A 21181-nucleotide genomic window follows, 5' to 3' on the forward strand; every position below is an offset into this window, starting at 1 on the left:
GACAGATGCAGGACGGGAGCCAGGTAATTCCTCTATTGTAAGAAGATGACAGAGACAATTTTAGATTTAGGATTTTGAATGAGAATTTCAGCGGTTTAAAACCCCTAGTTTCAACTAGGTCACAAATCGAAAATTGTAAATTCCAAATCTAAAATGGGTGGACGGATTACCTAAACTGACGATGTTGTGTGGCAACGAATAAATTATGCCCCAGACTTTACCTCAACCGGAGAAACGAACATTTTTAGTTGTGGATGACCATGCGATGGTGTTAGGTGGCACGCTTAACATTCTGAAGCAAGAATATCCAGAGGCAGACATTCTGACGGCTCCGACGGCTCAGGCAGCCCTTCAACAAATAGCGCAGACGACCCCGGATTTGGTGATTGTGGATCTGGTGATGCCAGAGACGAGTGGCGAAATAGCTCAAGCGAATTCAGGGCTTCAACTCCTCAAAACGTTGATGGAGCAGTATCCGAGTCTGAATATTGTGGTGCAGAGTGCCCATGTTCGGACTTTAGTTTGGCTGAAACCGTCGATCGACAATCACATGGGCGGCTTCACAGTTGTCGATAAGAGCCAGCCGATGAAAGACTTGCTGGCAATGGTTGATTGGGCGCTGCATGAGCGGATTTATACACCCAGAGAGATCCGCAATGGGCTGCAACTCAAACCCGCCTGGATGCAGGTGTTGCAATTTGCTTTTCACGAGAGCTTGCAGGATACTGCGATCGCCAAACGGATGAATGTTTCTGAACGCACTGTGCAGTATTACTGGACTAAGATTCGAGATGTGCTAGAGGTGTATCCTGATGATGATAAGAATCTGCGGATTCAAACGGAAGTGCGAGCTAGGGAAGAAGGATTGATTGATTAGTGATATCAAGTCTGGTTAATTACTTATAAATCCTGTACGGGCATCGGGCATCGGGCATCGGGCAAACAGTCGTACAAAAGTATGATAACTATTCAACCGGACATTATTATGAAGCCCGATCGATGGCAAGCAGTGAAATCGGATGTCACGACTTGGGGACGAGGAGCGCTTCCAGGGGTGATGGTGATTGTCGCTGTGATGATGGCTAGATTGAGCGGTGCGCTTCAGTTTTGGGAGTTGGTTGCGTTCGATCAATTTCTGCGTTTGCGTCCTCCTGAGCCAATGGATGAACGGATTGTAATTGTCGGCATCACTGAGGAGGATATTCAACGCGCTAGAACTTATCCGATTCCCGATCGCGATATTGCCGATTTACTCAAACGGTTGCAAACGTATCGACCGATCGCGATCGGGCTGGATATTGTCCGTGATATTCCGGTGGAACCAGGTCATGCTGAACTAACATCGGTGTTTCGCAGCAGCAAGAATGTGATCGGAGTGGAGATTGCTTTGCCCGATCGCAGTGGCTTTATCGTCAAACCTGCGCCCGCGCTACCACCCGAACAGGTTGGCTTTGCAGATGCCGTTCTCGATGCTGATGGCTACCAGCGCCGCAGTTTATTGGGCACTGGTAGCCATCAGCAGGAATACCGTTTTTCCTTCGCAATCCGGCTGGCAGAGCGCTATTTAGCAACCCGAGGAATTAAGCTAGGTAATGGAATTCGCGATCGGGAGGCAATGCGCTTTGGCAGCATTGAATTTACCAGAGTGCAGTCAAACTCTGGCGGATATGTGGGGGCGGATGCAGGCGGGAACCAAATTTTACTGAATGTTCGCAGCGGGACAATGCCATTTCGCGTGCTTTCCCTGGAGCAAATCAAGGCGGGACAAGTAGATCCGAACTGGATTCGAGGCAAAATTGTGCTGATTGGGATGATGTCTTTTAGCGCGAAGGATTTGGCAAGTTCAGGTGCGATCGCAAGTATCAATCCCGGACGGATTTACGGAGTCGAAATGCAAGCCCACGAAACCAGCCAGATGATTAGCGCGGTGCTCGATCGGCGGCCGTTGCTTCAGGTTTGGGGGGAGGGCTGGGAAACGCTCTGGATTGCGGTCTGGGGACTCTTGGGGATGAGTTTGGGACAATTTCTGCGATCGCCCTGGAAAATTTTGATCGGGCTCTTAGTCGCTAGCATTAGCCCGATCGCGCTCTGTTACTGGCTGATTCTTTTGGGATGGTGGGTGCCGATCGTGCCTGTGTTGCTCGTACTCGTGTTGAATGGGGCTGGGTTGACGGCAGCGTTATTTTATCGCCACGAACAGGAACTCCGACTGCGGTTGGAGGAACGTCAGTTTGCGATCGAGCAGACCTTTAATGCAATTCATAGCGGCCCGTTACAAACATTGGTGGGAATTTTGAGAACTGCTCAAGGAGAAGCCACACCGTCGCCATTTCTACCGGAGTTGCAACGCTTGAATCAAGAATTGCGGGCAGTTTACGGCTCTGTGCAACGAGACGCGATCGCAGATGAACCGCATCTCCGCATGGGAAGTGCGATCGAATTGGCCCTGCAGGCTCCATTGCATGAATTGCTCTACAAGGTCTATTCCAACACGCTCGAACAAGAATTGCCCTACCTCAAAACGATCAAATTCAAAATTGTGCAGTTCGATCCCTTGAATACCTCGCATCTGCGGTTGGAACACAAGCGAGCACTCTGCCGCTTTCTGGAAGAAGCGCTCTGCAATGTCGGGAAACACGCGATCGAAGCTACTCGCTTGACTGTAATTTGCACTCAGGAAGGCGATCGGCAGGTGATTCGGGTGGCGGATAATGGTAGGGGGAAACCGTCTCAGTCAGAAACGCTTAGCTTGGCTGCAATGGATCGAGACAAGGAAATAACCGAAGATCCAAACCCTAAACTTCAACCTTCAGGATTAGGAACCCAGCTTGCAAAGAACTTAGCCAAACAGTTAGGCGGAGCATTTCGGCGCTACCCGAATCAACCGAAGGGGACAGTGTGCGAGTTAACCTGGCCAGCAAAACGGCAGTGGTTCTGGTGATCGCTGTGGCTCACGCTTGTTATATCAACCGTTAAGACGGTTAGGGTTCGATCCCCCCTAGCGAGCGGGCGGGCACGAGGGCACAGCCCCTACTAAGGGGGGGAAAAGAACTTGGTCCAAGTCCCCCTTATTAAGGGGGATTTAGGGGGATCGAGACTCGGCTACCAGCGACAGATACATAGGGTTTCAGGCTTAAGTTGCCACCAAGAGTCTAGGACTATGCCCAATGCCCCATGCCCAATGCCCCATGCCCGATTCCCAATATCTTTGCACCTTCCCGCAAACGAAGCTTGCGGACAGTCCTCTATTGTGTTTGTGTATTCTTGATTACTCTAGAAGATAGTTACAGATGAGGATTCAGATGATGACTCACGAGTTGAAGCGTCGAACCGTTTACTCTGCCGGCATTGCGAGTTTAATGCTGAGTGTTTCGTTCTGGGTCGCTCCTGTAGCGCTGGCAAAATACACTCCTCCTGAAAACCCTTCTAAACCGAAAGAAACGGGGACGAATACCACTCGCAGCGGCGGTTGTGAAGGTAATTCATCGGCTAGATTGACTGCCTTAGTGCCGTTTAGCCATGTGGGAGTGACGATTTCTGGGCATCCGACCTTTACCTGGTTTGTACCCGATAGCCCTCCTCGTCCGCTGCAATTGAGGCTGTTTACTCGCACGGGACAACTGCTCTACAGAACCGAGATGCAGAGTCAGCAAGGGATTATGTCGGTTGCTTTGCCCTCAAATCTCCCCCAACTGTCGATCGGGCAATCCTATCAGTGGCAAGTGGTGTTGGTCTGCGATCCGGATGATCCTGCGAGCAATGTGGTGGCGGCGGCAGAAATCCAAGTGGTGCAGCCTGCTGCGTCGTTGCAGACTCAACTGGCAGCAGCGCAAACTCCCCAGCAGCGGATCGACTTATATGCGGAGGCGGGGCTGTGGTATGACGCGATCGCCGAAGCGCGCAAGGCCTCTGAGACTTCTCAAAACCAAGCGGCTGTGCTGGAATTGCTAGATTCTCTCGCTAGTTCGGAAGCCGAACCTTTGAAAGATTGGAGCGATCGATTGCGACAAATTAGGGCGATCGAACAACAGCGCCAAGGACAGCGCTAACCCTCGCAATCCAAAGACTAAATCCTATGAAATCTTTCTCGCTAAAACTGCTTAAATCCAGCGATCGTAAAGTGCGATCGGGCTTCCTCTTTCCCCTCGCCTTTTGCTTTTTGTCTGTTGCTTTTTACATTCCTCGGCACTCTCAACTCCCGGTTGTTGCTCAGGCGATCGATGCTCGATTTATCGAGGCCGATCGACTAATACAGCAGGGGCTTCAACAGTATCAGACTGGTCAATTCCCAGCAGTGCTGAATTCCTGGCAACAGGCACTCCAAATTTATCGCGCCATCAAAAACCGCCAAGGGGAGGGTGTAGCACTGGGCAATTTGGGAGCCGTTTACATCAATCTGGGCGACTATGCCAAAGGCATTGAGTATACACAGCAGAGTTTAGCCATCGTCCGCGAAATTAAAGATCGCCAAGGTGAAGGTAGGGTACTGGGCTTTTTGGGAGCTGCTTACGGCGCTTTGAGCAACTATGCCAAAACCATTGAGTATGCACAGCAGAGTTTAGCTATCGCCGGCTCCCTTAAAGACCGCTACGGGGAAGGTTTCGCACTGAGCAATTTGGTACGTGCTTACCGCTCTCTGGGCAACTATGTCAAAGCCATTAAGTATTCACAGCAGTGGTTAGCCATCGCCCGCTCCATTAAAGACCGCAAGGGGGAGGGTAATGCACTGGGCAATTTGGGAAAGGCTTACAGCTCTCTGGGCAACTATGCCAAAGCCATTGAGTATGCACAGCAGAGTTTAGCTATCGCCCGCTCCATTAAAGACCGCCAGGGGGAGGGTGAAGCACTGGGAAATTTGGGGAACGCTTACTCCTCTCTGGGCAACTATGCCAAAGCCATTGAGTATACACAGCAGTGGTTAGCCATCGCCCGCTCCATTAAAGACCGCAAGGGGGAGGCTGGAGCACTGGGAAATTTGGGAGGCACTTACCACTCTCTGGGCAACTCGGCCAAAGCCATTGAGTATTTACAGCAGAGTTTAGCGATCGCCCGCTCCATTAAAGACCGCCAGGGGGAGGCTGGATTACTGGGAAATTTGGGAGTCGTTTACCACTCTCTGGGCAGCTCTGTCAAAGCCATTGAGTATACACAGCAATATTTAGCCATCGCCCGCTCCATTAAAGACCGCCAGGGGGAGGGTATGGCATTGGGCAATTTGGGAGCTGCTTACCTCTTTCTGGGCAACTCGGCCCAAGCGATCGAGTATATAAAGCAGAGTTTAGTCATCGCCCGCGAAATTAAAAACCGCGACGGGGAAGGTATGGCGCTCAACAACCTCGGAGTGGGGTTCTTGAAAGCTGGGAACCTAACAGAAGCTGAAAAAATGCTCGTCAATGGCATTCAAGTTTGGGAATCCATGCGTCAAATGCTCGGCTCCAACGACGCGAATAAAGTCTCCATATTTGAAGAACAAGCTCGCACCTATCGGACTTTACAAGAAGTCCGAGTGGCTCAGAATAACCCGATCGCCGCTTTAGAAATTGCCGAGCGGGGACGTGCCCGTGCGTTTGTCGATCTCCTGACAGAGCGCTTATCGTCAGGTTCTACCAATCCGGTGATTACCCCTGCTCCCAACGGCGAGCAAATCCGCCAAATCGCCAAAGCACAGAATGCCACTTTGGTGCAGTATTCCATCATCTCCGACAACTTTCAGATTCAGGGCAAGCAAGTAGGACGTGAATCCGCACTCTACATCTGGGTGATTCAACCTACGGGCGAAATTACCTTCCGTCAAGTCGATCTCAAACCCCTCTGGCAGAAACACAACGCCTCTCTAGCCAGCTTAATCATTGGCAATCAAGAATTCCTCGCCGTTCGCAGTCGCAGCAGTTTTGGCTCCACCCAACCCCAACCCGACTTACCGACACTGCATCAATTGCTGATCGATCCCATTGCCAGCCTCCTACCCAAAGATCCCAATGCCCATGTCATTTTCATTCCTCAAGGTTCCTTGTTCCAGGTGCCTTTTCCCGCTCTCCAAGATGCCAACGGCACTTACTTAATCCAAAAACACAGGATTCTCACCGCCCCCTCGATTCAAGTTCTGGCATTAACCCGACAACAACGACAGAAGTTAGCGCCTCAGCAATCCCACAGCGGCAGGGCTCTAGTATTGGGCAATCCCACTATGCCAAGCGTGTCTCTCTCTCTGGGAGAACCCAAACGGCAATTGTCTCCTCTACCTGGGGCTGAAGCCGAAGCTAGAGCGATCGCCCCTCTGCTCAACACCCAAGCCACCATAGGCGCACAAGGTACAAAAGCTGCGATCGTCCAAAAAATGCCCCAGGCATCGATTATTCACTTAGCAACCCATGGATTGCTGGATAATGTGCGCGGATTGGGAAGTGCGATCGCCCTTGCTCCTTCTGGTAGCGATGACGGCTTATTGACCGCAGAAGAGATTTTCGACATGAAACTGCAAGCAAATTTAGTCGTTTTGAGTGCTTGCAACACTGGAGAGGGCAGAATTACCGGGGATGGAGTAATTGGTTTGTCGCGCGCTTTGATTTCGGCCGGAGTGCCGAGTGTGATTGTTTCTTTATGGGCGGTTCCCGATGCGCCGACATCGGAATTAATGCAGGCATTTTATCAAAACTTGCAAAATAATCCCGACAAAGCACAGGCATTGCGACAGGCAATGTTAACCACGATGAAAACTCATCCCCAGCCGCGAAATTGGGCGGCATTTACTTTAATTGGGGAGGCAGAGTAAGTTTTTATTAATAGCGAATTGGCTCAATGTTTTTCTCCTAAATTTTCTCCTAAATTTTCTCCTAAATTATATCAATTCCGGTTGTACCTGAATAATAGAGCAGACGGCAGTGCGGTTTCCCTACCCAAAATAACATTGTAGGGAAACGGCTCTGTCGTCTCCTTTTCGGAGAGTAATAATTCCGATGCAATCGGGAACAATCTTTATTTTTTAGTCGGCGCAGGCATACTTTGTTTGTGTGGATGGGGTTTCAATCGCCGAGTTATCTTCTCAATATCAAAACTGATGGGAGTGAACCATCTACTCTACATATTCACATACTTTGCACTTTCCCGCAATCTATTTTGCACCTCCTACTTCATCAAGTCTGTGGCTATAACGAATGATTTTCCCATCTGGGTTACTTAAGATTTAAGTCAAGTGTTAAGAGGATTTTTTTTATGGCTTTACAACCCGCTCCGTCAGAATCTAGACAATTACTTGGCGACAATACATCCGAAGTTGTTACTTTGTCGATCGCAGATGCAACTAATTTTCCTTTGGGAGTTTGGATGCTTGCAGGTGACGATGTAGTCACTGGCTCAACAGCTAATGATTTGGTTTATGGCAATGAAGGAGAAGATTTTATCAGCGGAGATTTGGGCAACGATTCTTTATTCGGAGGCAAAGGTAAAGACTTCCTGACTGGAGAAGAGGGAAATGACTCTCTCAGTGGCGGTCAAGATGCAGATTTTCTAATAGGTGATGCAGGAAACGATATTCTCTTGGGCGGCAGAGGCAATGATTTGTTAATCAGCGGTAGCGGAAATGACACTCTGGTGGGAGGTTTGGGTCAGGATATTTTAGCAGGTTTGGATGATAATTATTCAATCAAAATCGGGGGCAGTAACTTGTACGTCATCCAAGCAGAACCCGGAGTTACAGATGTCAATAATGCCGATTTTGTTCTAGGTTTCAGAGTTGGCGTCGATCGAATTGGATTGGCAGGTGGTTTGAATGCTACTGATGTAGACTTGCAATACGTGACAAACATCACAGTTTTATTGGACTTTGATGCACCAGAAATTTTCAACCTATTGACCCCGCCCGGTACATTAGATGATCAACCAGTACAGACTCAAGGCACTCTAATTAAAGTTAGGAATTCCGGCGAGATAGTAGGCTTTGTGGAAAATGCAAGAGTGGCAGATATTCAAGGTAGTATTATCTCTGCTCCGGGATTTTGATCGCTTTTTACAGCTTCGTAGCGAGGAATAAATTCCTCATCAATGGCTCTTGAAAACTTCAGTGCCTAAAAGCGACATTTATATCTGAAAGAGGACTATTGAGTTATATTCTTCAGTCCTCTTTTAGAGGACTTGTGCTATGAGACAGGGAATTAATTCCCTGGTGGACTGTGGAATGAATCTTTGTTCGCGATCGCGTCTCAATAATCTTAACACTGATGGAAGTGAACCATCTACTCTACATATTCACCTACATTGCACTTTCCCGCAATCTCTTTTGCACCCCGTACTGGATCAAGTCTGTGGGTAGAACAGATGATTTTTCGATCTGTGCTGCGTAAGATTTAAATCAAGAATGAATCTAAATATCTGAGGTTTTAAATTATGTTAGACATCACAACTAATCCTAACGATCGCCTTTATTTCAATCAACAGCCAAACGATCTCGCCACATCAACATTTCCGGCTAACAAGGACTTGCTCAACAGAGCGATCGAGCCATTGAATATTCCTGGTTATAGTGCTGAATCTAGCTTGACTAATCCCACAGCATCCAGCTTCGACCCACAGAAACAGATAGCAGATTTTATTGTAGCTAATGCAGGCGCTGGCTTCAGTTACTCTGCGAGCGATCGAGTTAGTGGCGATGTCCCCGATTCTCAACTCAAACCGCAGTCACAATCGGCGAATGTAAACGCAGATATGCTAACAGGAACAATATCTGATTCTGGGTTGAATTTCTCCGAGCCAGGTAACTCTCTTTCGACAGCTCGTAATATTCTTGGTGTTGAAAATGGTAGCATCAGCTTAACTGATTTTGTCGGAGTTGGAGATTCCAACCATTTTTATCGATTCGATATCAACACTAAAAGCAATTTTAACCTGCGTCTCGACGGTTTGAGAGCGGATGCTGACGTAAAGCTAATTCAAGATAGAAACCGCAACGGTGTAGTTGATTTGGGGGAAACTATTGACTACTCTCTTGAGATTGGCACAGTTCCCGATGTCATTAATGTATCCAATCTGGCTCCAGGAACATACTATGTCCAAGTCTCTAGCTTCTTAAACAACTCTACTAATTACAACCTGAATCTTTCTGCCACCTCTATTCCTGAACTAAATATTCCCACACCGAGCGGCACTTTTAATAGTAATTACGGCTATGGCTTGGTGAATGCAAATGCAGCCATTTCCAGCACCTTAAACCGCTCAATTACTTTCCCTGATATTCCCGATTTGGGCGAGAATAATTGGGCGCTAGATGTCATGAACGCACCGGAAGTTTGGCATCAAAACATTACCGGAAATGGCATTGTTGTAGCTGTCGTGGATAGTGGTGTTGACTACACCCATCCTGACTTGGATGACAATATTTGGCAGAACCCTGGTGAAATTGCTGGAAACGGCATTGATGACGATCGCAACGGATATATTGATGATATTCGGGGTTGGGATTTTGTGGCTAGCGACAACAACCCAATGGATCTGGATTTCGACGGTCACGGGACTCACATAGCAGGTGCGATCGCGGCAGAACGAAATGATTTTGGCATCACAGGAGTTGCGCCCAATGCTAAGATTATGCCTGTCAGAGTGTTAGACGCCTTTGGTTACGGCGAGTTGAATAATGTTGCTGCTGGAATCCGGTATGCTGTTGATAATGGAGCCAATGTAATTAACCTTAGTTTGGGAAATGAGTTTTACCCTTCCAACCTGGTGAATGACGCAATTGAGTATGCAAATAACAAAGGCTCTGTTGTGGTGATAGCAGCGGGAAATTCGGGTTTTAGCCAACCTGATTACCCAGCTCGTAATGCCGATCGCTTGGGAATTGCAGTGGGCAGCATTGATATAAACGGCAGGATGGCTGACACCTCGAACCGTGCGGGTTCCACACCTTTGGATTACTTAGTTGCTCCGGGAGTAGACATCTATTCTACAACTCCCTATAGCACCTATGACACCCTAACTGGCACATCTATGGCAACGCCACAGGTAGCGGGTGTAGCGGCTTTAGTTTTGAATGCCAATCCGACTTTAACTCCAGCTCAAGTTGAGTATATTTTGACGACAACAGCTAATCGGAATGGGTTGATAGGATAGCATTGCAAATTTCCACTTAAGTCCTGCGGACATTAATCGAGCATTAGAGCAGACGGCTCTGGATATGGACTATCTAAACACGCCAGGTTTTGATTTTGGACTTGACTATGCCAGTGGGTAATGGTTTGATTCAAACCGATCGGGCGATCGCTAAAATTGTCGTCTAATTCAGATTAGAGTCCCCATCCCTGCGGCGAGATTGGGGAGACAGACTAAGCTTCTATGAAGGTCGATCGCCTGTGGCAGATTGAGGCGATCGCACGACGACGGCAGAAAGAGCGATCGGGCTAATTCTCTAAATTCCAACTCTAGAATCCTATGCTGTATTCCCCATTTAAGCGAGTCAAATCAACCCACTCTAGGGTCACTAATGTTTTCCTAGCTTCCATTTCCCTGTTCGTGCTTGCCACTATCCCGCTATTAACTACTCCTGACTCTTTCTTCCCAGCGATCGCTCAAACTACCGATGCTCGTAAAACCGAGGCCGATCGGCTAATGCAGCAGGGGCTTCAACAGTATCAAACTAGCCAATTAAGAGCAGCCCAGAATTCTTGGCAACAGGCACTCCAAATTTACCGCGCCCTGAAAGACCGCCAGAGCGAGAGTATGGCACTGGGCATTTTGGGAACAGTTTACCTCTCTTTGGGCAACTCGGCCAAAGCCATTGAGTATTCACAGCAGAGTTTAGCCATCGCCCGCTCCATTAAAAACCGCCCCCTTGAAGGTATGGCACTGCGCAATTTGGGGATCGCTTACGACTCTCTGGGCAACTGGGCCAAAGCCATTGAGTATTCACAGCAGAGTTTAGCCATCGCTCGCTCCATTAAAGACCGCGAATTGGAAGGTAGGGTAGTGGGCATTTTGGGAGTCGCTTACCTCTCTTCGGGCAACTCGGCCAAAGCCATTGAGTATTCACAGCAACTGTTAGCCATCGCCCGCTCCATTAAAGACCGTCTAGGAGAAGGCGTGGCACTGGCTACTTTGGGAGGTGCTTACGACTCTCAGGGAAACTATGCCAAAGCCATTGAGTATATGCAGCAGAGTTTAACCATCGCCCGCGAATTCAAAAACCGCGAATCGGAACGGGCAGCACTGGTCATTTTGGGAGGTGCTTACAACTCTCTGGGAAACTATGCAAAAGCCATTGAGTATGGACAGCAGAGTTTAGCCATCGCCCGCGAAATCAAAAACCGCAAAGGGGAAGGTACGGTATTAAATAATTTGGGACGTGCTTACGACTTTCTGGGGAACTATGCAAAAGCCATTGAGCATATACAGCTCAGTTTAGCTATTGCTCGATCAATTAAAGACCGCGAATTGGAAGGTAGGACACTGGGCAATTTGGGAGATCTTTACCTAAATCTGGGCAACTCGGCCAAAGCCATTGAGTATTTACAGCAGAGTTTAGCCATCGCCCGCGAAATTAAAGACCGCAAAGCAGAGGGTAGAGCACTGGGCATTTTGGGAGGTGCTTACATCAAGCTGGGCAACTCGGCCAAAGCCATCGAGTATATACAGCAGAGTTTATCGATCGCCCGCGAAATTAAAGACCGCTGGAAGGAAGGGACAGCACTGGGCAATTTGGGTAGCGCTTACCTCTTTCTGGGCAACTATGCCCAAGCCATCGAGTATTCACAGCAGAGTTTACCCATCGTCCGCGAAATTAAAGACCGCAAAGGGGAAGGTACGGTACTAGGCAATTTAGGAGTCGCTTACCGCTCTCTGGGCAACTCGGCCAAAGCCATTGAATATGGGCAGCTCACGTTAGCCATAGCCCGCTCCATTAAAAACCGCCAAGGTGAGGGTGTGGCGCTCAACAACCTCGGATTGGCTTTATTGAAAGCTGGCAACCCCACAGAAGCTGAAAAAATGCTCGTGAACGGGATTCAAGTTTGGGAATCGATGCGTCAAATGCTCGGCTCCAACGATGCGAATAAAGTCTCCATCTTTGAAGGACAAGCTCGCACCTATCGGACTTTACAACAAGTCCGGGTGGCTCAGAATAACCCGATCGCAGCCTTAGAAATTGCCGAACGTGGACGTGCCCGTGCCTTTGTCGATCTACTCACACAACGCTTATCAACTGGTGATGCCAATCCGGTCATCGCCTCTGCTCCCAACCAGGATCAAATCCGCCAAATCGCCAAAGCACAGAATGCCACTTTGGTGCAGTATTCCATCATCTACGACGCCTTCGAGATTCAGGGAAAAAGTGAACCGCGAGAATCCGCGCTCTACATTTGGGTGATTCAACCCACGGGCGAAATCACCTTCCGTCAAGTCGATCTCAAACCCCTCTGGCAGCAGCACAAAGCCTCTCTAGCCGACTTAATTATTGGCAACCAAGAATTCCTGGCTGTTCGCAGTCGCAGCAGTCTTGGCTCCACCCAACCCCAACCCGACTTACCGACACTGCATCAACTCCTGATCGATCCCATTGCCAGCCTCCTACCCAAAGACCCTAATGCCCGCGTCATTTTCATTCCCCAAGGTTCCCTCTTCCAGGTGCCCTTTGGGGCCCTGCAAGATGAAGGCGGCACTTACTTAATCCAAAAACACACGATTCTCACCGCCCCCTCGATTCAAGTCTTGGATTTAACCCGACAACAGAAGTTAGCACAGAAGCAACCTAACAGCGGCAGGCCTCTAGTCTTGGGCAATCCCACCATGCCAAGCGTGTCTCTCTCTCTGGGAGCTCCCAAACAGCAATTGTCTCCTCTACCTGGAGCCGAAGCTGAAGCTAGAGCGATCGCGCCTCTGCTCAATACTCAAGCGATCTTAGGCGCTCAAGGGACAAAAGCTGCGATCGTTCAAAAAATGCCCCAAGCATCAATTATTCACTTAGCAACCCATGGATTGCTCGATGATGTGCGCGGATTGGGAAGTGCGATCGCCCTTGCTCCTTCTGGTAGCGATGACGGCTTATTGACCGCAGAAGAGATTTTCGACATGAAACTGCAAGCAAATTTAGTCGTTTTGAGTGCTTGCAACACTGGAGAGGGCAGAATTACCGGGGATGGAGTAATTGGTTTGTCGCGCGCTTTGATTTCGGCCGGAGTGCCGAGTGTGATTGTTTCTTTATGGGCGGTTCCCGATGCGCCGACATCGGAATTAATGCAGGCATTTTATCAAAACTTGCAAAATAATCCCGACAAAGCACAGGCATTGCGGCAGGCAATGTTAACCACTATGAAAACTCATCCCCAGCCGCGAAATTGGGCGGCATTTACTTTAATTGGGGAGGCAGAGTAAGGACGATCGCGACAAGCAGATTACAGAGTACGATCGAGGATACTGCCCCTATCGGGAAACTGGCGGCTGCAAAAGTTTAGTATCCTTTGCTATTTCCGCTGACTCCAAAACCTCCTCTAAAACCGGAGAAGGAATCGGCACTTCTTCAACTACCTGATGCTTTTCCAAAGTCAAACGAGACTGAGATGAACCCGACAATCTTTTCAACAATTTCGGTGTCGGATCGTACAACAAATAAATTATTTTATCTCCTGCTTGCCAAATCTGAGTCGCCGACACTACTTGCAAGTATCCTTGCCTTTCCAGCAGCAGTGGCGCCAACTCCCCGGCTTTAACCAAAGCTTGTAAGTGAGCAATCTGAAACTGCAATCCCTCTGTTTTTAACTCAGTTTCCCCCAATTTCACTTCGCTGTCATTCAAATATTCGTTCCAATCCTTCAGCGACAAATCCGAGACAAAAGCTTGATTAATTTTAGTCGAATTTGCAGGCGTATTTGCTTGCGGATCTTTGGGGAATATTGCCAAAACCCTCGGCGGTGCAAACTCTTCGGCTGCTCGCTGAGCTAACACTAAGTTTACCTCCCCGTTGTTAGTCATTGCCAGAAAAGTTCCCATCGATTCTAGTCCGGCTTCTTCTAACACGCTGTGGTCGAGAGCACTGCTCAAAAATACCCGCAAACCCTCTCGTTCTGCTTGTGCACAAGCTTCCGGGTTGGTGTCGATAATTGCCACCGATTCTCCGCGTTCTTGAAACAAGCGAGCAATTAATCTGCTCAAAGGATTTGACCCTACAATTGCTGCACCAGTTGCCGATTTTGAGGTGATGCCCAACAGTTGAGCGATCCGGCCGGCCGTTAGTCCCTGCACGAAAACTGTCATAATAATTGTTAGGAAAACTAAGGCTTTAATTGAGTCCCCGCCGTTGATTCCCCGCTGGGTGAGCAAAATTGCAAATAAAGATGCGATCGACGCTGAGACAATTCCCCTCGGCGCTACCCAACAAACAAATAATTTCTGCCGCCAATTCAGTCCGCTATTCCAAGTACAAAGCCAAACGTTGATCGGCCGTACTACCCACATTAAAGCTAAAACTGTAAACAAACTTCCCCAACCGAGGGCGACCACACTAGCGAGGGATAAATCGGCCGCCAGCAGCACAAACAGCATGGAAATAGCCAGGACTGTCAGTTGACCTTTAAACCTCCTCAGCAGCCTTTCTTCCGGTACAGCAGCGGCTCTGAGGACGATGCCGGAGAGGACTGTTGCCATCAGTCCCGATTCGCTGCGGATTTCTTCTGCTAAGCCGAAAAATCCCCACAAACCGGCTAAAACTACTAAGTTTTTGAGGTCTTCTGAGAGAAATTGCGATCGCTTGAGAATGAATCCCAGCAGCCAACCTCCCGCAACTCCGATGACTGCGCCAACTAATAGTCGCACGATTAAATCTCGGAACAAAACCAGCAAATCAGCATTGCCGTTCAAAATAATATTCAGCACCAATACTGCCAGAATTGCCCCGACTGGATCGATTAAAACGCCTTCTGCTTCTAGCAAGGCGGCAACTTTTTTGTCAACGGATACTTGTTTGAGCAAAGGGCCGATTACCGTCGGGCCTGTGACCACTACTAGAGAAGCATACAAAAATGCGATCGGCCAGGGAAATTCCCCCAACCAGTGTGCGGCCATTCCGCCGCCTATTAGGGTAATTAAAGTGCCTACGGTAACTAAATTGCGGATGCTGCCGGAAAGTTTTCCTAAATCTCGCAATTCCAAATTCAAGCCGCCTTCAAACAGAATTAACGCTACGCAAAGCGATACCATAACTTCCAAACCGCTGCCCAGCAGATTTGGGTGCAGCACTCCCAAGCAGTCTGGGCCGGCTAAAATGCCAAACAACAGCAAAAAAACGATCGCCGGAACTTTCAAATAAGCGGCGAGAACTTGAGCGCTGATGCCACAGATGACGGTCATGACCATCAACAGGGTGATGTTAAAGGAGATTTCCATAGATATAATTGTTACAGGCTGCCCGCTTAGTTTTAAATGTTCGATCGCGGGTAATTGGAGTGCAGGCGCTATTTTCGGCGCAGCTTACAAACTCGGCACGGCCCTGGATTTTTCCCAATAAGATTAAAAAAACTTGATAGTCGCTATAACTTTATCAGATAATTCTCTTGGCGTCAAAGATGGGAGTAAGCTGTAGCTAAGCGAGAGATTGTCTGTTATGTTAGAGAGTTGGACGGGGATGCGGGCACAGAGGGAGAGGATTTGACGAATTTTGATGGGGAGTCATTCGATTTTAGATTTTAGATTTTAGATTTTGGATTGACCCCACGGATAAATTCGGAGGCTTGAGGATTTTCGATTTGGGATTGATTCCACGGATAAATCACGTGGCGCGTACTACCTTTGAAATTCGCTTGTCAATCTCAAATCTCAAATAGCAAGAGTTGTCGGCTTTCCAATTACAGAGCGATCAAACCCCCAAATTTATCTGTGGAGTCAATCTCCCATCTAAAATCTCCCATCTAAAATTTATAATCGACTGGCATTCTGCCACCTGCGAAAAAACTCCGATAGAATGGCAGGCGAAATTCGCCCTTCCAGCCAATCTAAAGCCTGGTTTTGCTGGGGTGCGGCTCGATAAAATTTGCACGCATCTATCAGCCGAATCGGAGAATTAGTGACAATAGATTGAGATCGCCATTTTTGTGCAAACTCGTTAATAATAGCCGGAGAAAGTTGTTTTTGCAGCCAATCTAGAGCTTGGTCTTGTTGTGCTAAACCGCGATAAAATTTGCCCACATCTATCAATCGCAAATTACTGTCTTGAGGTAAGGTAGTTGCCCGCCATTTTTGAGCAAATTCCCCTAAAACAGAGGTAGAAACTTGACTTTGCAGCCAAATTAAAGCAGTATCTTGGCTAGCCTTAGCTTGATAAGAGGAGAATACCTGAGTCAGCCGCACGTCTGATATGGGAGGGGGAGTCGGAGTGGGAGTCGGCTGCGGAGTGGGTGTCGGGGGTGGAGGGGGAACAATTACTTTGGGAGATTTTCGCATCAAAGCGGCCCAGGTTTTGAGGCTGGCAATACCGTCTGGATTGAGACCTTGAAATTTCTGAAACGAGATGAGCGCCGCTGTGGTGGTAGCTCCAAATTTGCCGTCCATCGCGCCTTGATAGAAACCTTTAATTCTTAATTCCTTCTGGATGTCTGCAACTTTATAACTTACGGCGCCTTCTCGGACGCTTTCAAAAATATTGGTGTCTACATTGCCCGATACGCCTGACACGGTGCCTGTGTCGCTGTACTGCCAAAAAGTCCAAGTTTTCCAGCCACCGGGCACCCAAGGTTCCTCAGCACTGGTATAGTGAGCAATCCACAGTGGGTAATCGGCAAACCGTGTTGTCCCCAGGCTGTCCCAGAAACCGGGGTAAGTGTAGATAATCGGCCGCATCAAGGTGGCTTTTTCGACTGCTTCTAACCAAATTGCGGCTTGATCGCACAATTGAGTCGCACTCAAACCCCCTGTAGTTTCCATATCCAAGACTGGCGGCAAATCCCCCGGTTCGAGTTTTACAGTTTTCAAGAACAAATCTATTTGTCCCTGAATGCTGCTTGCAGGTTGAAAAAAGTGGTAAGCACCGCGTTGAATTCCCGCCGCTTTCATCGCCGCCCAATTGCGAGCGAAAGTTTGGGCAACGAACGTTGCACCTTCGGTCGATTTGACAAAACTGAAGGTAATACCATCCCGCGCAACGGCTGGCCAATTGACATTGGGCTGGTAGTCGGAAACATCTATACCGCGAATACTCATATTACCAAGAGTTGAGAAAAGCTGGTTTGCTCTGAAGCAGCGACTCGATTAAGGGTACATTAAATTGTAATGCTAAGTCGCTAAGTGTTTTTTTTGCAGTGGAGATTGTGCGAATGAACTTCGATCGAATAGATCCCGGCCCTGGTCAAGAGTCTGTTTGGGATTACCCACGTCCCCCTCGGCTTGAGGAATCGACCAAACACGTACAGATAGTTTTTAATGGAGTGACGATCGCGGACACGCGCCGTCCTCAGCGGGTATTGGAGACAAGCCACCCTCCTGCCTACTATATCTGCCCCGATGACATCAAAATGGAATATTTGCACAAAACTTCACGAGGTTCTTGGTGCGAGTGGAAGGGACAAGCCGGTTATTACACTGTGACGGTAGAGTCGAAAGAAGTAGTAAATGCTGCTTGGTTTTATCCCAATCCTAATCAGGTTTTTGCAGCTATTAAAGATTATGTGGCTTTTTATCCGAGCAAGATGGATGCCTGTTATGTGGACGGCGAATTAGTGCAATCTCAACCAGGGGATTTTTACGGTGGCTGGATTACCAAAGATATTGTCGGCCCGTTTAAGGGAGGGTCAGGAACTTGGGGCTGGTGAGGAAAGGTTGAGTTTTGAGTTTTGAGTTGAGAATAGCGACAGAAACCACGTTTTTTTTACGCAAAACCTCATTACAGCTTCGACTAGGTTTAAATAAAAAAACCATGTTTATTGAGTTTGTGAGCGCCGTGAATGAGTTAAGGATTGGCTCTGAAATCGTCTTCTGACGACGCCAAAAGCCAACCGTAAAAAAAATGAATAATAATTCAATAGCTTTCTAATTGAGTGAGGATGAATCAATGTAATGCAATGCAATGCAGGCAAGGCATAAGCTAACGCCGCAGCTTATCCCTTGAAAGAAACAGTGTAGTCAAGAATACAGTGGCTGTTCATAAATAAATGTTAGTATAAGTTAATATCTGACACTAGCTTCGGTGCTGCTTTATTATTTATTCGGATCTGCGCTGTGTCTGTTGAATTTATTGAGCCGTCTAACTCGGCAGAAAACTCACCCAAAAATTTATCTTTAGAGTCTACTCTTAAGGATCTAGCTCTATTCAATTTTCAGGTTGACTCCTCATATCTCGCCAAAGAAGTAGCTAGGTTTTTTCAAGCTCACCCGCTGCTTCCGGGAGTTATCTTGACCGTAAATGGGGAATTTTTAGGGATGATATCGCGTCGGCGATTTATGGAACGCATGAGCCGCCCTTACGGAGTAGATATATTTGCTTGCAGACCGATTATAGCCTTGTATCAAATAGCTCAAACCGATATTTTGATTTTACCAGGAGTAGCCTTAATTGTCATGGCAGCTCAGCGAGCCGTACAGCGACCGCCGGAACTGCTTTACGAGCCAATTGTTGTGCAGTTAGAACTTCAAGTTTACCGACTTTTAGACGTGCATCAACTGTGGGTAGCTTTATCCCAAATTCACCAACAAGCTACTTGGTCTATGAGCGAACTTTATTACAATTTATCGCTTACGCAATCCGAGCTAGAAGCAGCTAATTCTCAATTAAAAGCAGCTAATTCCGAATTGTATCGCCTTGCCAACTTAGATGGCTTAACTCAGGTTGCCAACCGTCACTGTTTTAACGAATACTTAGATAAAAAGTGGCAAGAATTGGCGGAAGCAGCAGCAGAACTATCTTTAATTTTATGCGATGTAGACTTTTTTAAGAAATACAACGATACTTATGGACATCAGGCGGGAGATACTTGCTTGCAGCAGGTAGCCCAAGCTATTTTGGAAGCGGTAAATTACTCAACAGGCGAAGTTTCGGGCGAGAGTCTGGTAGCCCGTTACGGAGGCGAAGAATTTGCAGTGATTTTGCCTCGGACTTCACCGGAAATAGCTGTCTGGATTGCAGAGAAAATTCGAGTGTGGATTAAAGAACTAAACATTGAACACGTTAATTCAGAGGTGTGTTCTCTCGTGACACTGAGTTTGGGGGTAGCGAGTACGGTTCCTCGATCGTCCGCAGCACAAAAAAACTTGATAGCAGCCGCAGACCGCGCGCTTTATCAAGCTAAAGACGCAGGGCGCGATCGAGTAATTTTAGATGCCGATGGATTTTAGATTGGAAAATCGTTTCCATTACAGATTATCTGGCAAATCGCCGATCGACCTGCCGATGCTAGACAGCAATTTCTCCAAAGCTTTCATCTGCTTGACGGTGAACGTGGGTACGTTCTTTCCCAACTCCCAACGGCTGATGGTTTGCGACGAAACGCCAAGCTCTCGCGCCAAATCTTCCTGACTCATCTCCAGTTCTTCCCTGAGCTTCTTCAAATGCGACTCTTCATCTTCTGGTCGCGGAACGGGCTTTTTCGGCATAACTTTGATCGCACATTTTTTCTATAAGATGCTTAAGCATCTTGACTAAACAATAAATTGATTAGACAATATGTTTAATAGCCAGCCCAGAACCGTGGAAAGTACAAGGACTGACTCTAAAACCCCTTTGGAAAGGAGCATGAATCGATTATGCCTTACAAACAGCGTCTGAATTCCTGGATTATTGTTCGCCTGCTTCTCAATTTACAAAGAAGCCTTGTGGGTCGGTTTCGCAGTTGGTCGGATGCAGACGGTCACATCAGCATTTTGCGACAGTTACTGCCGGAGGCTCGCCTAATAGTCGTGTTCGATCCCGGCGATCGCTCGTAGAGTAGTTTGGAGAATAGAAGCGATCGCGCAACGCTAAGGCGCATAGCTGGAAAGACGCGATCGCTTCTATTCTCATTGGAACTGTTATCGGACGATCGTCCCCAGTCTACAAAGACTCGCACCAAGCACGTTCTACCGTCCAGTGTCTGTCTGAAGATTCATAAATCCTCAACCCATCCAACCCGGCATTTTGGATCATCTCTTCAACTTCATCCAGCGTAAATGCTGCTTGCAACGAATCGCTGAATAACTGTTTCTGATGCGCGTTGCAATCTCCCGCATACAGATTGACTAAATTATCCCTGATTTCCGCTTTTTCCGGCCGCAGCAAATCCCGCAAAAAAATTGCTCCCTGCGGCTTCAACACCCGCTTGACTTCCTGCAAAAACGGCAGCGGATCGGGCAAATGGTGGATAATGCTGTTGGAAATCACCATGTCAAAATAATTGTCAGGGTAAGGCATTGCCTTAGCATCGATTAATTCGAGACTAATTTGCGATCGCGCGCCCGCCTTTTCCACATTGTCCGCCCCAACTTTCAGCATATTTGCCGACAAATCAATGCAAGTCAATTTCCATGCTGGCCGGAGTTGACAAAGGGCGATCGGAATTCTCGCCGTACCCGTCCCCGCATCCAAAACGTTTCCAAAAACCGGCCCCAACGCCGCAGCACTCTGAGCAAAAGCAGCATTAACCTCAGCAAAGTCCATCGAATCGTATTCGATCGCCTCTTCCAAGGAATCCATCACTTCCGGTTCCAAAACTCGCTGCATAAAATTTATCTCGTTATCTGGCATTTTCATATAGGGGTTCAGTTTCGCCTGCAAAAGCTCGACTAACTCCGGTTCCATATATTCGTAATTGTCCGGGATTTGCAGGCAAATAACTTCCTTGCCTTCGAGACTTTCGGGAAATTTGCTGCGAAGTCGATCGCCATGCTTCTTCTCCATCACAAATATCACATCTGCCCAACCGACAAGACCCTCAGTTACTCTAATTCTTGCACCTTTTTCTGTTCCAGCCGATCGCACGCTGTAGCCGCTAGCATTCTCCCATATCTTCTCGGCAGTCAAACTTCTCCACTTATTCCGGCTGCACACAAACAATATCTTAATTTTATCCATTCAGACACAAGTACAAAATGCTATTTTATCCGCGTTCATCCGCGTTCATCCGCCCACATCTGCGGTTAAAAAGCTCGATCAAATTTCCCCCCGATCGCACCTTGCATACCACAAATACTGTATTTTGTCAAACTCAGCAAAATCTCCGTTACAATTCTTAAACCCTAAAATGCG

At 47.8% G+C, this 21181-nt stretch carries 15 protein-coding genes; 10 read left to right on the forward strand and 5 right to left on the reverse strand.

All coding sequences use genetic code 11. The features are described from left to right. Positions 1 to 205 precede the first annotated feature (205 nt). The 6 genes from QUA10_RS11080 (at position 206) to QUA10_RS11105 (ending at position 10101) form a co-directional block, all read left to right on the forward strand. The gene (locus QUA10_RS11080; RefSeq protein ID WP_333082849.1) at positions 206 to 877 is read left to right on the forward strand and encodes a response regulator transcription factor; all 672 of its coding nucleotides are present in this window, start codon (positions 206 to 208) and stop codon (positions 875 to 877) included. An 81-nt stretch (positions 878 to 958) separates the two neighbouring features. Next, on the forward strand, positions 959 to 2941 hold the full coding sequence (locus tag QUA10_RS11085; protein WP_333082848.1) for a CHASE2 domain-containing protein: 1983 nt from the start codon (positions 959 to 961) through the stop codon (positions 2939 to 2941). Positions 2942 to 3302: 361 nt separating this feature from the next. Beyond that, entirely contained in the window at positions 3303 to 4049 is a 747-nt protein-coding gene (locus QUA10_RS11090; protein ID WP_333082847.1) for a DUF928 domain-containing protein, read from the forward strand. Positions 4050 to 4075: 26 nt separating this feature from the next. Further along, entirely contained in the window at positions 4076 to 6772 is a 2697-nt protein-coding gene (locus QUA10_RS11095; protein ID WP_333086244.1) for a CHAT domain-containing tetratricopeptide repeat protein, read from the forward strand. A gap of 440 nt (positions 6773 to 7212) precedes the next feature. Next, on the forward strand, positions 7213 to 7998 hold the full coding sequence (locus QUA10_RS11100) for a calcium-binding protein (protein ID WP_333082845.1): 786 nt from the start codon (positions 7213 to 7215) through the stop codon (positions 7996 to 7998). A gap of 384 nt (positions 7999 to 8382) precedes the next feature. After that, positions 8383 to 10101, forward strand: a complete 1719-nt coding sequence (locus QUA10_RS11105) for a S8 family serine peptidase (RefSeq protein ID WP_333082844.1) — start codon at positions 8383 to 8385, stop codon at positions 10099 to 10101. Between the two features lie 168 nt (positions 10102 to 10269). Here QUA10_RS11105 and QUA10_RS11110 read toward each other — a convergent pair whose 3' ends face one another. Then, on the reverse strand, positions 10270 to 10407 hold the full coding sequence (locus tag QUA10_RS11110; protein WP_333082843.1) for a hypothetical protein: 138 nt from the start codon (positions 10405 to 10407) through the stop codon (positions 10270 to 10272). A gap of 12 nt (positions 10408 to 10419) precedes the next feature. On the opposite strand from QUA10_RS11110, the gene QUA10_RS11115 reads away from it, so the two are divergent. Next, entirely contained in the window at positions 10420 to 13353 is a 2934-nt protein-coding gene (locus QUA10_RS11115) for a tetratricopeptide repeat protein (RefSeq protein WP_333086245.1), read from the forward strand. Between the two features lie 48 nt (positions 13354 to 13401). Here the strand turns inward: QUA10_RS11115 and QUA10_RS11120 are convergent, their stop codons facing one another. Together QUA10_RS11120 and QUA10_RS11125 are read right to left on the reverse strand one after the other, a co-directional pair. After that, the gene (locus QUA10_RS11120; protein WP_333082841.1) at positions 13402 to 15360 is read right to left on the reverse strand and encodes a cation:proton antiporter domain-containing protein; all 1959 of its coding nucleotides are present in this window, start codon (positions 15358 to 15360) and stop codon (positions 13402 to 13404) included. 528 nt (positions 15361 to 15888) lie between these two features. Then, positions 15889 to 17169 carry a GH25 family lysozyme gene (locus tag QUA10_RS11125; RefSeq protein ID WP_333082840.1) on the reverse strand — a complete coding sequence of 427 codons (1281 nt, stop codon included), beginning with the start codon at positions 17167 to 17169 and terminating at the stop codon, positions 15889 to 15891. Positions 17170 to 17282: 113 nt separating this feature from the next. Here QUA10_RS11125 and QUA10_RS11130 point away from each other — a divergent pair, with 113 nt between their 5' ends. After that, entirely contained in the window at positions 17283 to 17777 is a 495-nt protein-coding gene (locus tag QUA10_RS11130; protein WP_333082839.1) for a DUF427 domain-containing protein, read from the forward strand. A gap of 406 nt (positions 17778 to 18183) precedes the next feature. After that, on the forward strand, positions 18184 to 19296 hold the full coding sequence (locus QUA10_RS11135; RefSeq protein ID WP_333082838.1) for a diguanylate cyclase: 1113 nt from the start codon (positions 18184 to 18186) through the stop codon (positions 19294 to 19296). An 18-nt stretch (positions 19297 to 19314) separates the two neighbouring features. Here QUA10_RS11135 and QUA10_RS11140 read toward each other — a convergent pair whose 3' ends face one another. Continuing rightward, a complete protein-coding gene (locus QUA10_RS11140; RefSeq protein WP_333041566.1) occupies positions 19315 to 19554 on the reverse strand; it encodes a helix-turn-helix transcriptional regulator in 240 nt (79 codons plus the stop codon). A 150-nt stretch (positions 19555 to 19704) separates the two neighbouring features. Between QUA10_RS11140 and QUA10_RS11145 the strand changes: the two genes are divergently transcribed. Then, on the forward strand, positions 19705 to 19884 hold the full coding sequence (locus tag QUA10_RS11145; protein WP_333082837.1) for a hypothetical protein: 180 nt from the start codon (positions 19705 to 19707) through the stop codon (positions 19882 to 19884). 106 nt (positions 19885 to 19990) lie between these two features. Here the strand turns inward: QUA10_RS11145 and QUA10_RS11150 are convergent, their stop codons facing one another. Further along, positions 19991 to 21007: a methyltransferase domain-containing protein gene (locus QUA10_RS11150; protein ID WP_333086246.1), complete on the reverse strand. Its 1017-nt coding sequence runs from the start codon at positions 21005 to 21007 to the stop codon at positions 19991 to 19993. Positions 21008 to 21181: the final 174 nt, after the last annotated feature.

This window comes from Microcoleus sp. Pol8_D6 (assembly GCF_036700965.1).
GTDB lineage: Bacteria > Cyanobacteriota > Cyanobacteriia > Cyanobacteriales > Microcoleaceae > Microcoleus.

Coding starts and splice junctions, on each gene's coding strand:
- QUA10_RS11080 (WP_333082849.1), top strand. CDS start 206: ATGCCCCAGACTTTACCTCAACCGGAGAAACGAACATTTTTAGTTGTG.
- QUA10_RS11085 (WP_333082848.1), top strand. CDS start 959: ATGATAACTATTCAACCGGACATTATTATGAAGCCCGATCGATGGCAA.
- QUA10_RS11090 (WP_333082847.1), top strand. CDS start 3,303: ATGATGACTCACGAGTTGAAGCGTCGAACCGTTTACTCTGCCGGCATT.
- QUA10_RS11095 (WP_333086244.1), top strand. CDS start 4,076: ATGAAATCTTTCTCGCTAAAACTGCTTAAATCCAGCGATCGTAAAGTG.
- QUA10_RS11100 (WP_333082845.1), top strand. CDS start 7,213: ATGGCTTTACAACCCGCTCCGTCAGAATCTAGACAATTACTTGGCGAC.
- QUA10_RS11105 (WP_333082844.1), top strand. CDS start 8,383: ATGTTAGACATCACAACTAATCCTAACGATCGCCTTTATTTCAATCAA.
- QUA10_RS11115 (WP_333086245.1), top strand. CDS start 10,420: ATGCTGTATTCCCCATTTAAGCGAGTCAAATCAACCCACTCTAGGGTC.
- QUA10_RS11120 (WP_333082841.1), bottom strand. CDS start 15,360: ATGGAAATCTCCTTTAACATCACCCTGTTGATGGTCATGACCGTCATC.
- QUA10_RS11125 (WP_333082840.1), bottom strand. CDS start 17,169: ATGAGTATTCGCGGTATAGATGTTTCCGACTACCAGCCCAATGTCAAT.
- QUA10_RS11130 (WP_333082839.1), top strand. CDS start 17,283: ATGAACTTCGATCGAATAGATCCCGGCCCTGGTCAAGAGTCTGTTTGG.
- QUA10_RS11140 (WP_333041566.1), bottom strand. CDS start 19,554: ATGCCGAAAAAGCCCGTTCCGCGACCAGAAGATGAAGAGTCGCATTTG.
- QUA10_RS11145 (WP_333082837.1), top strand. CDS start 19,705: ATGCCTTACAAACAGCGTCTGAATTCCTGGATTATTGTTCGCCTGCTT.
- QUA10_RS11150 (WP_333086246.1), bottom strand. CDS start 21,007: ATGGATAAAATTAAGATATTGTTTGTGTGCAGCCGGAATAAGTGGAGA.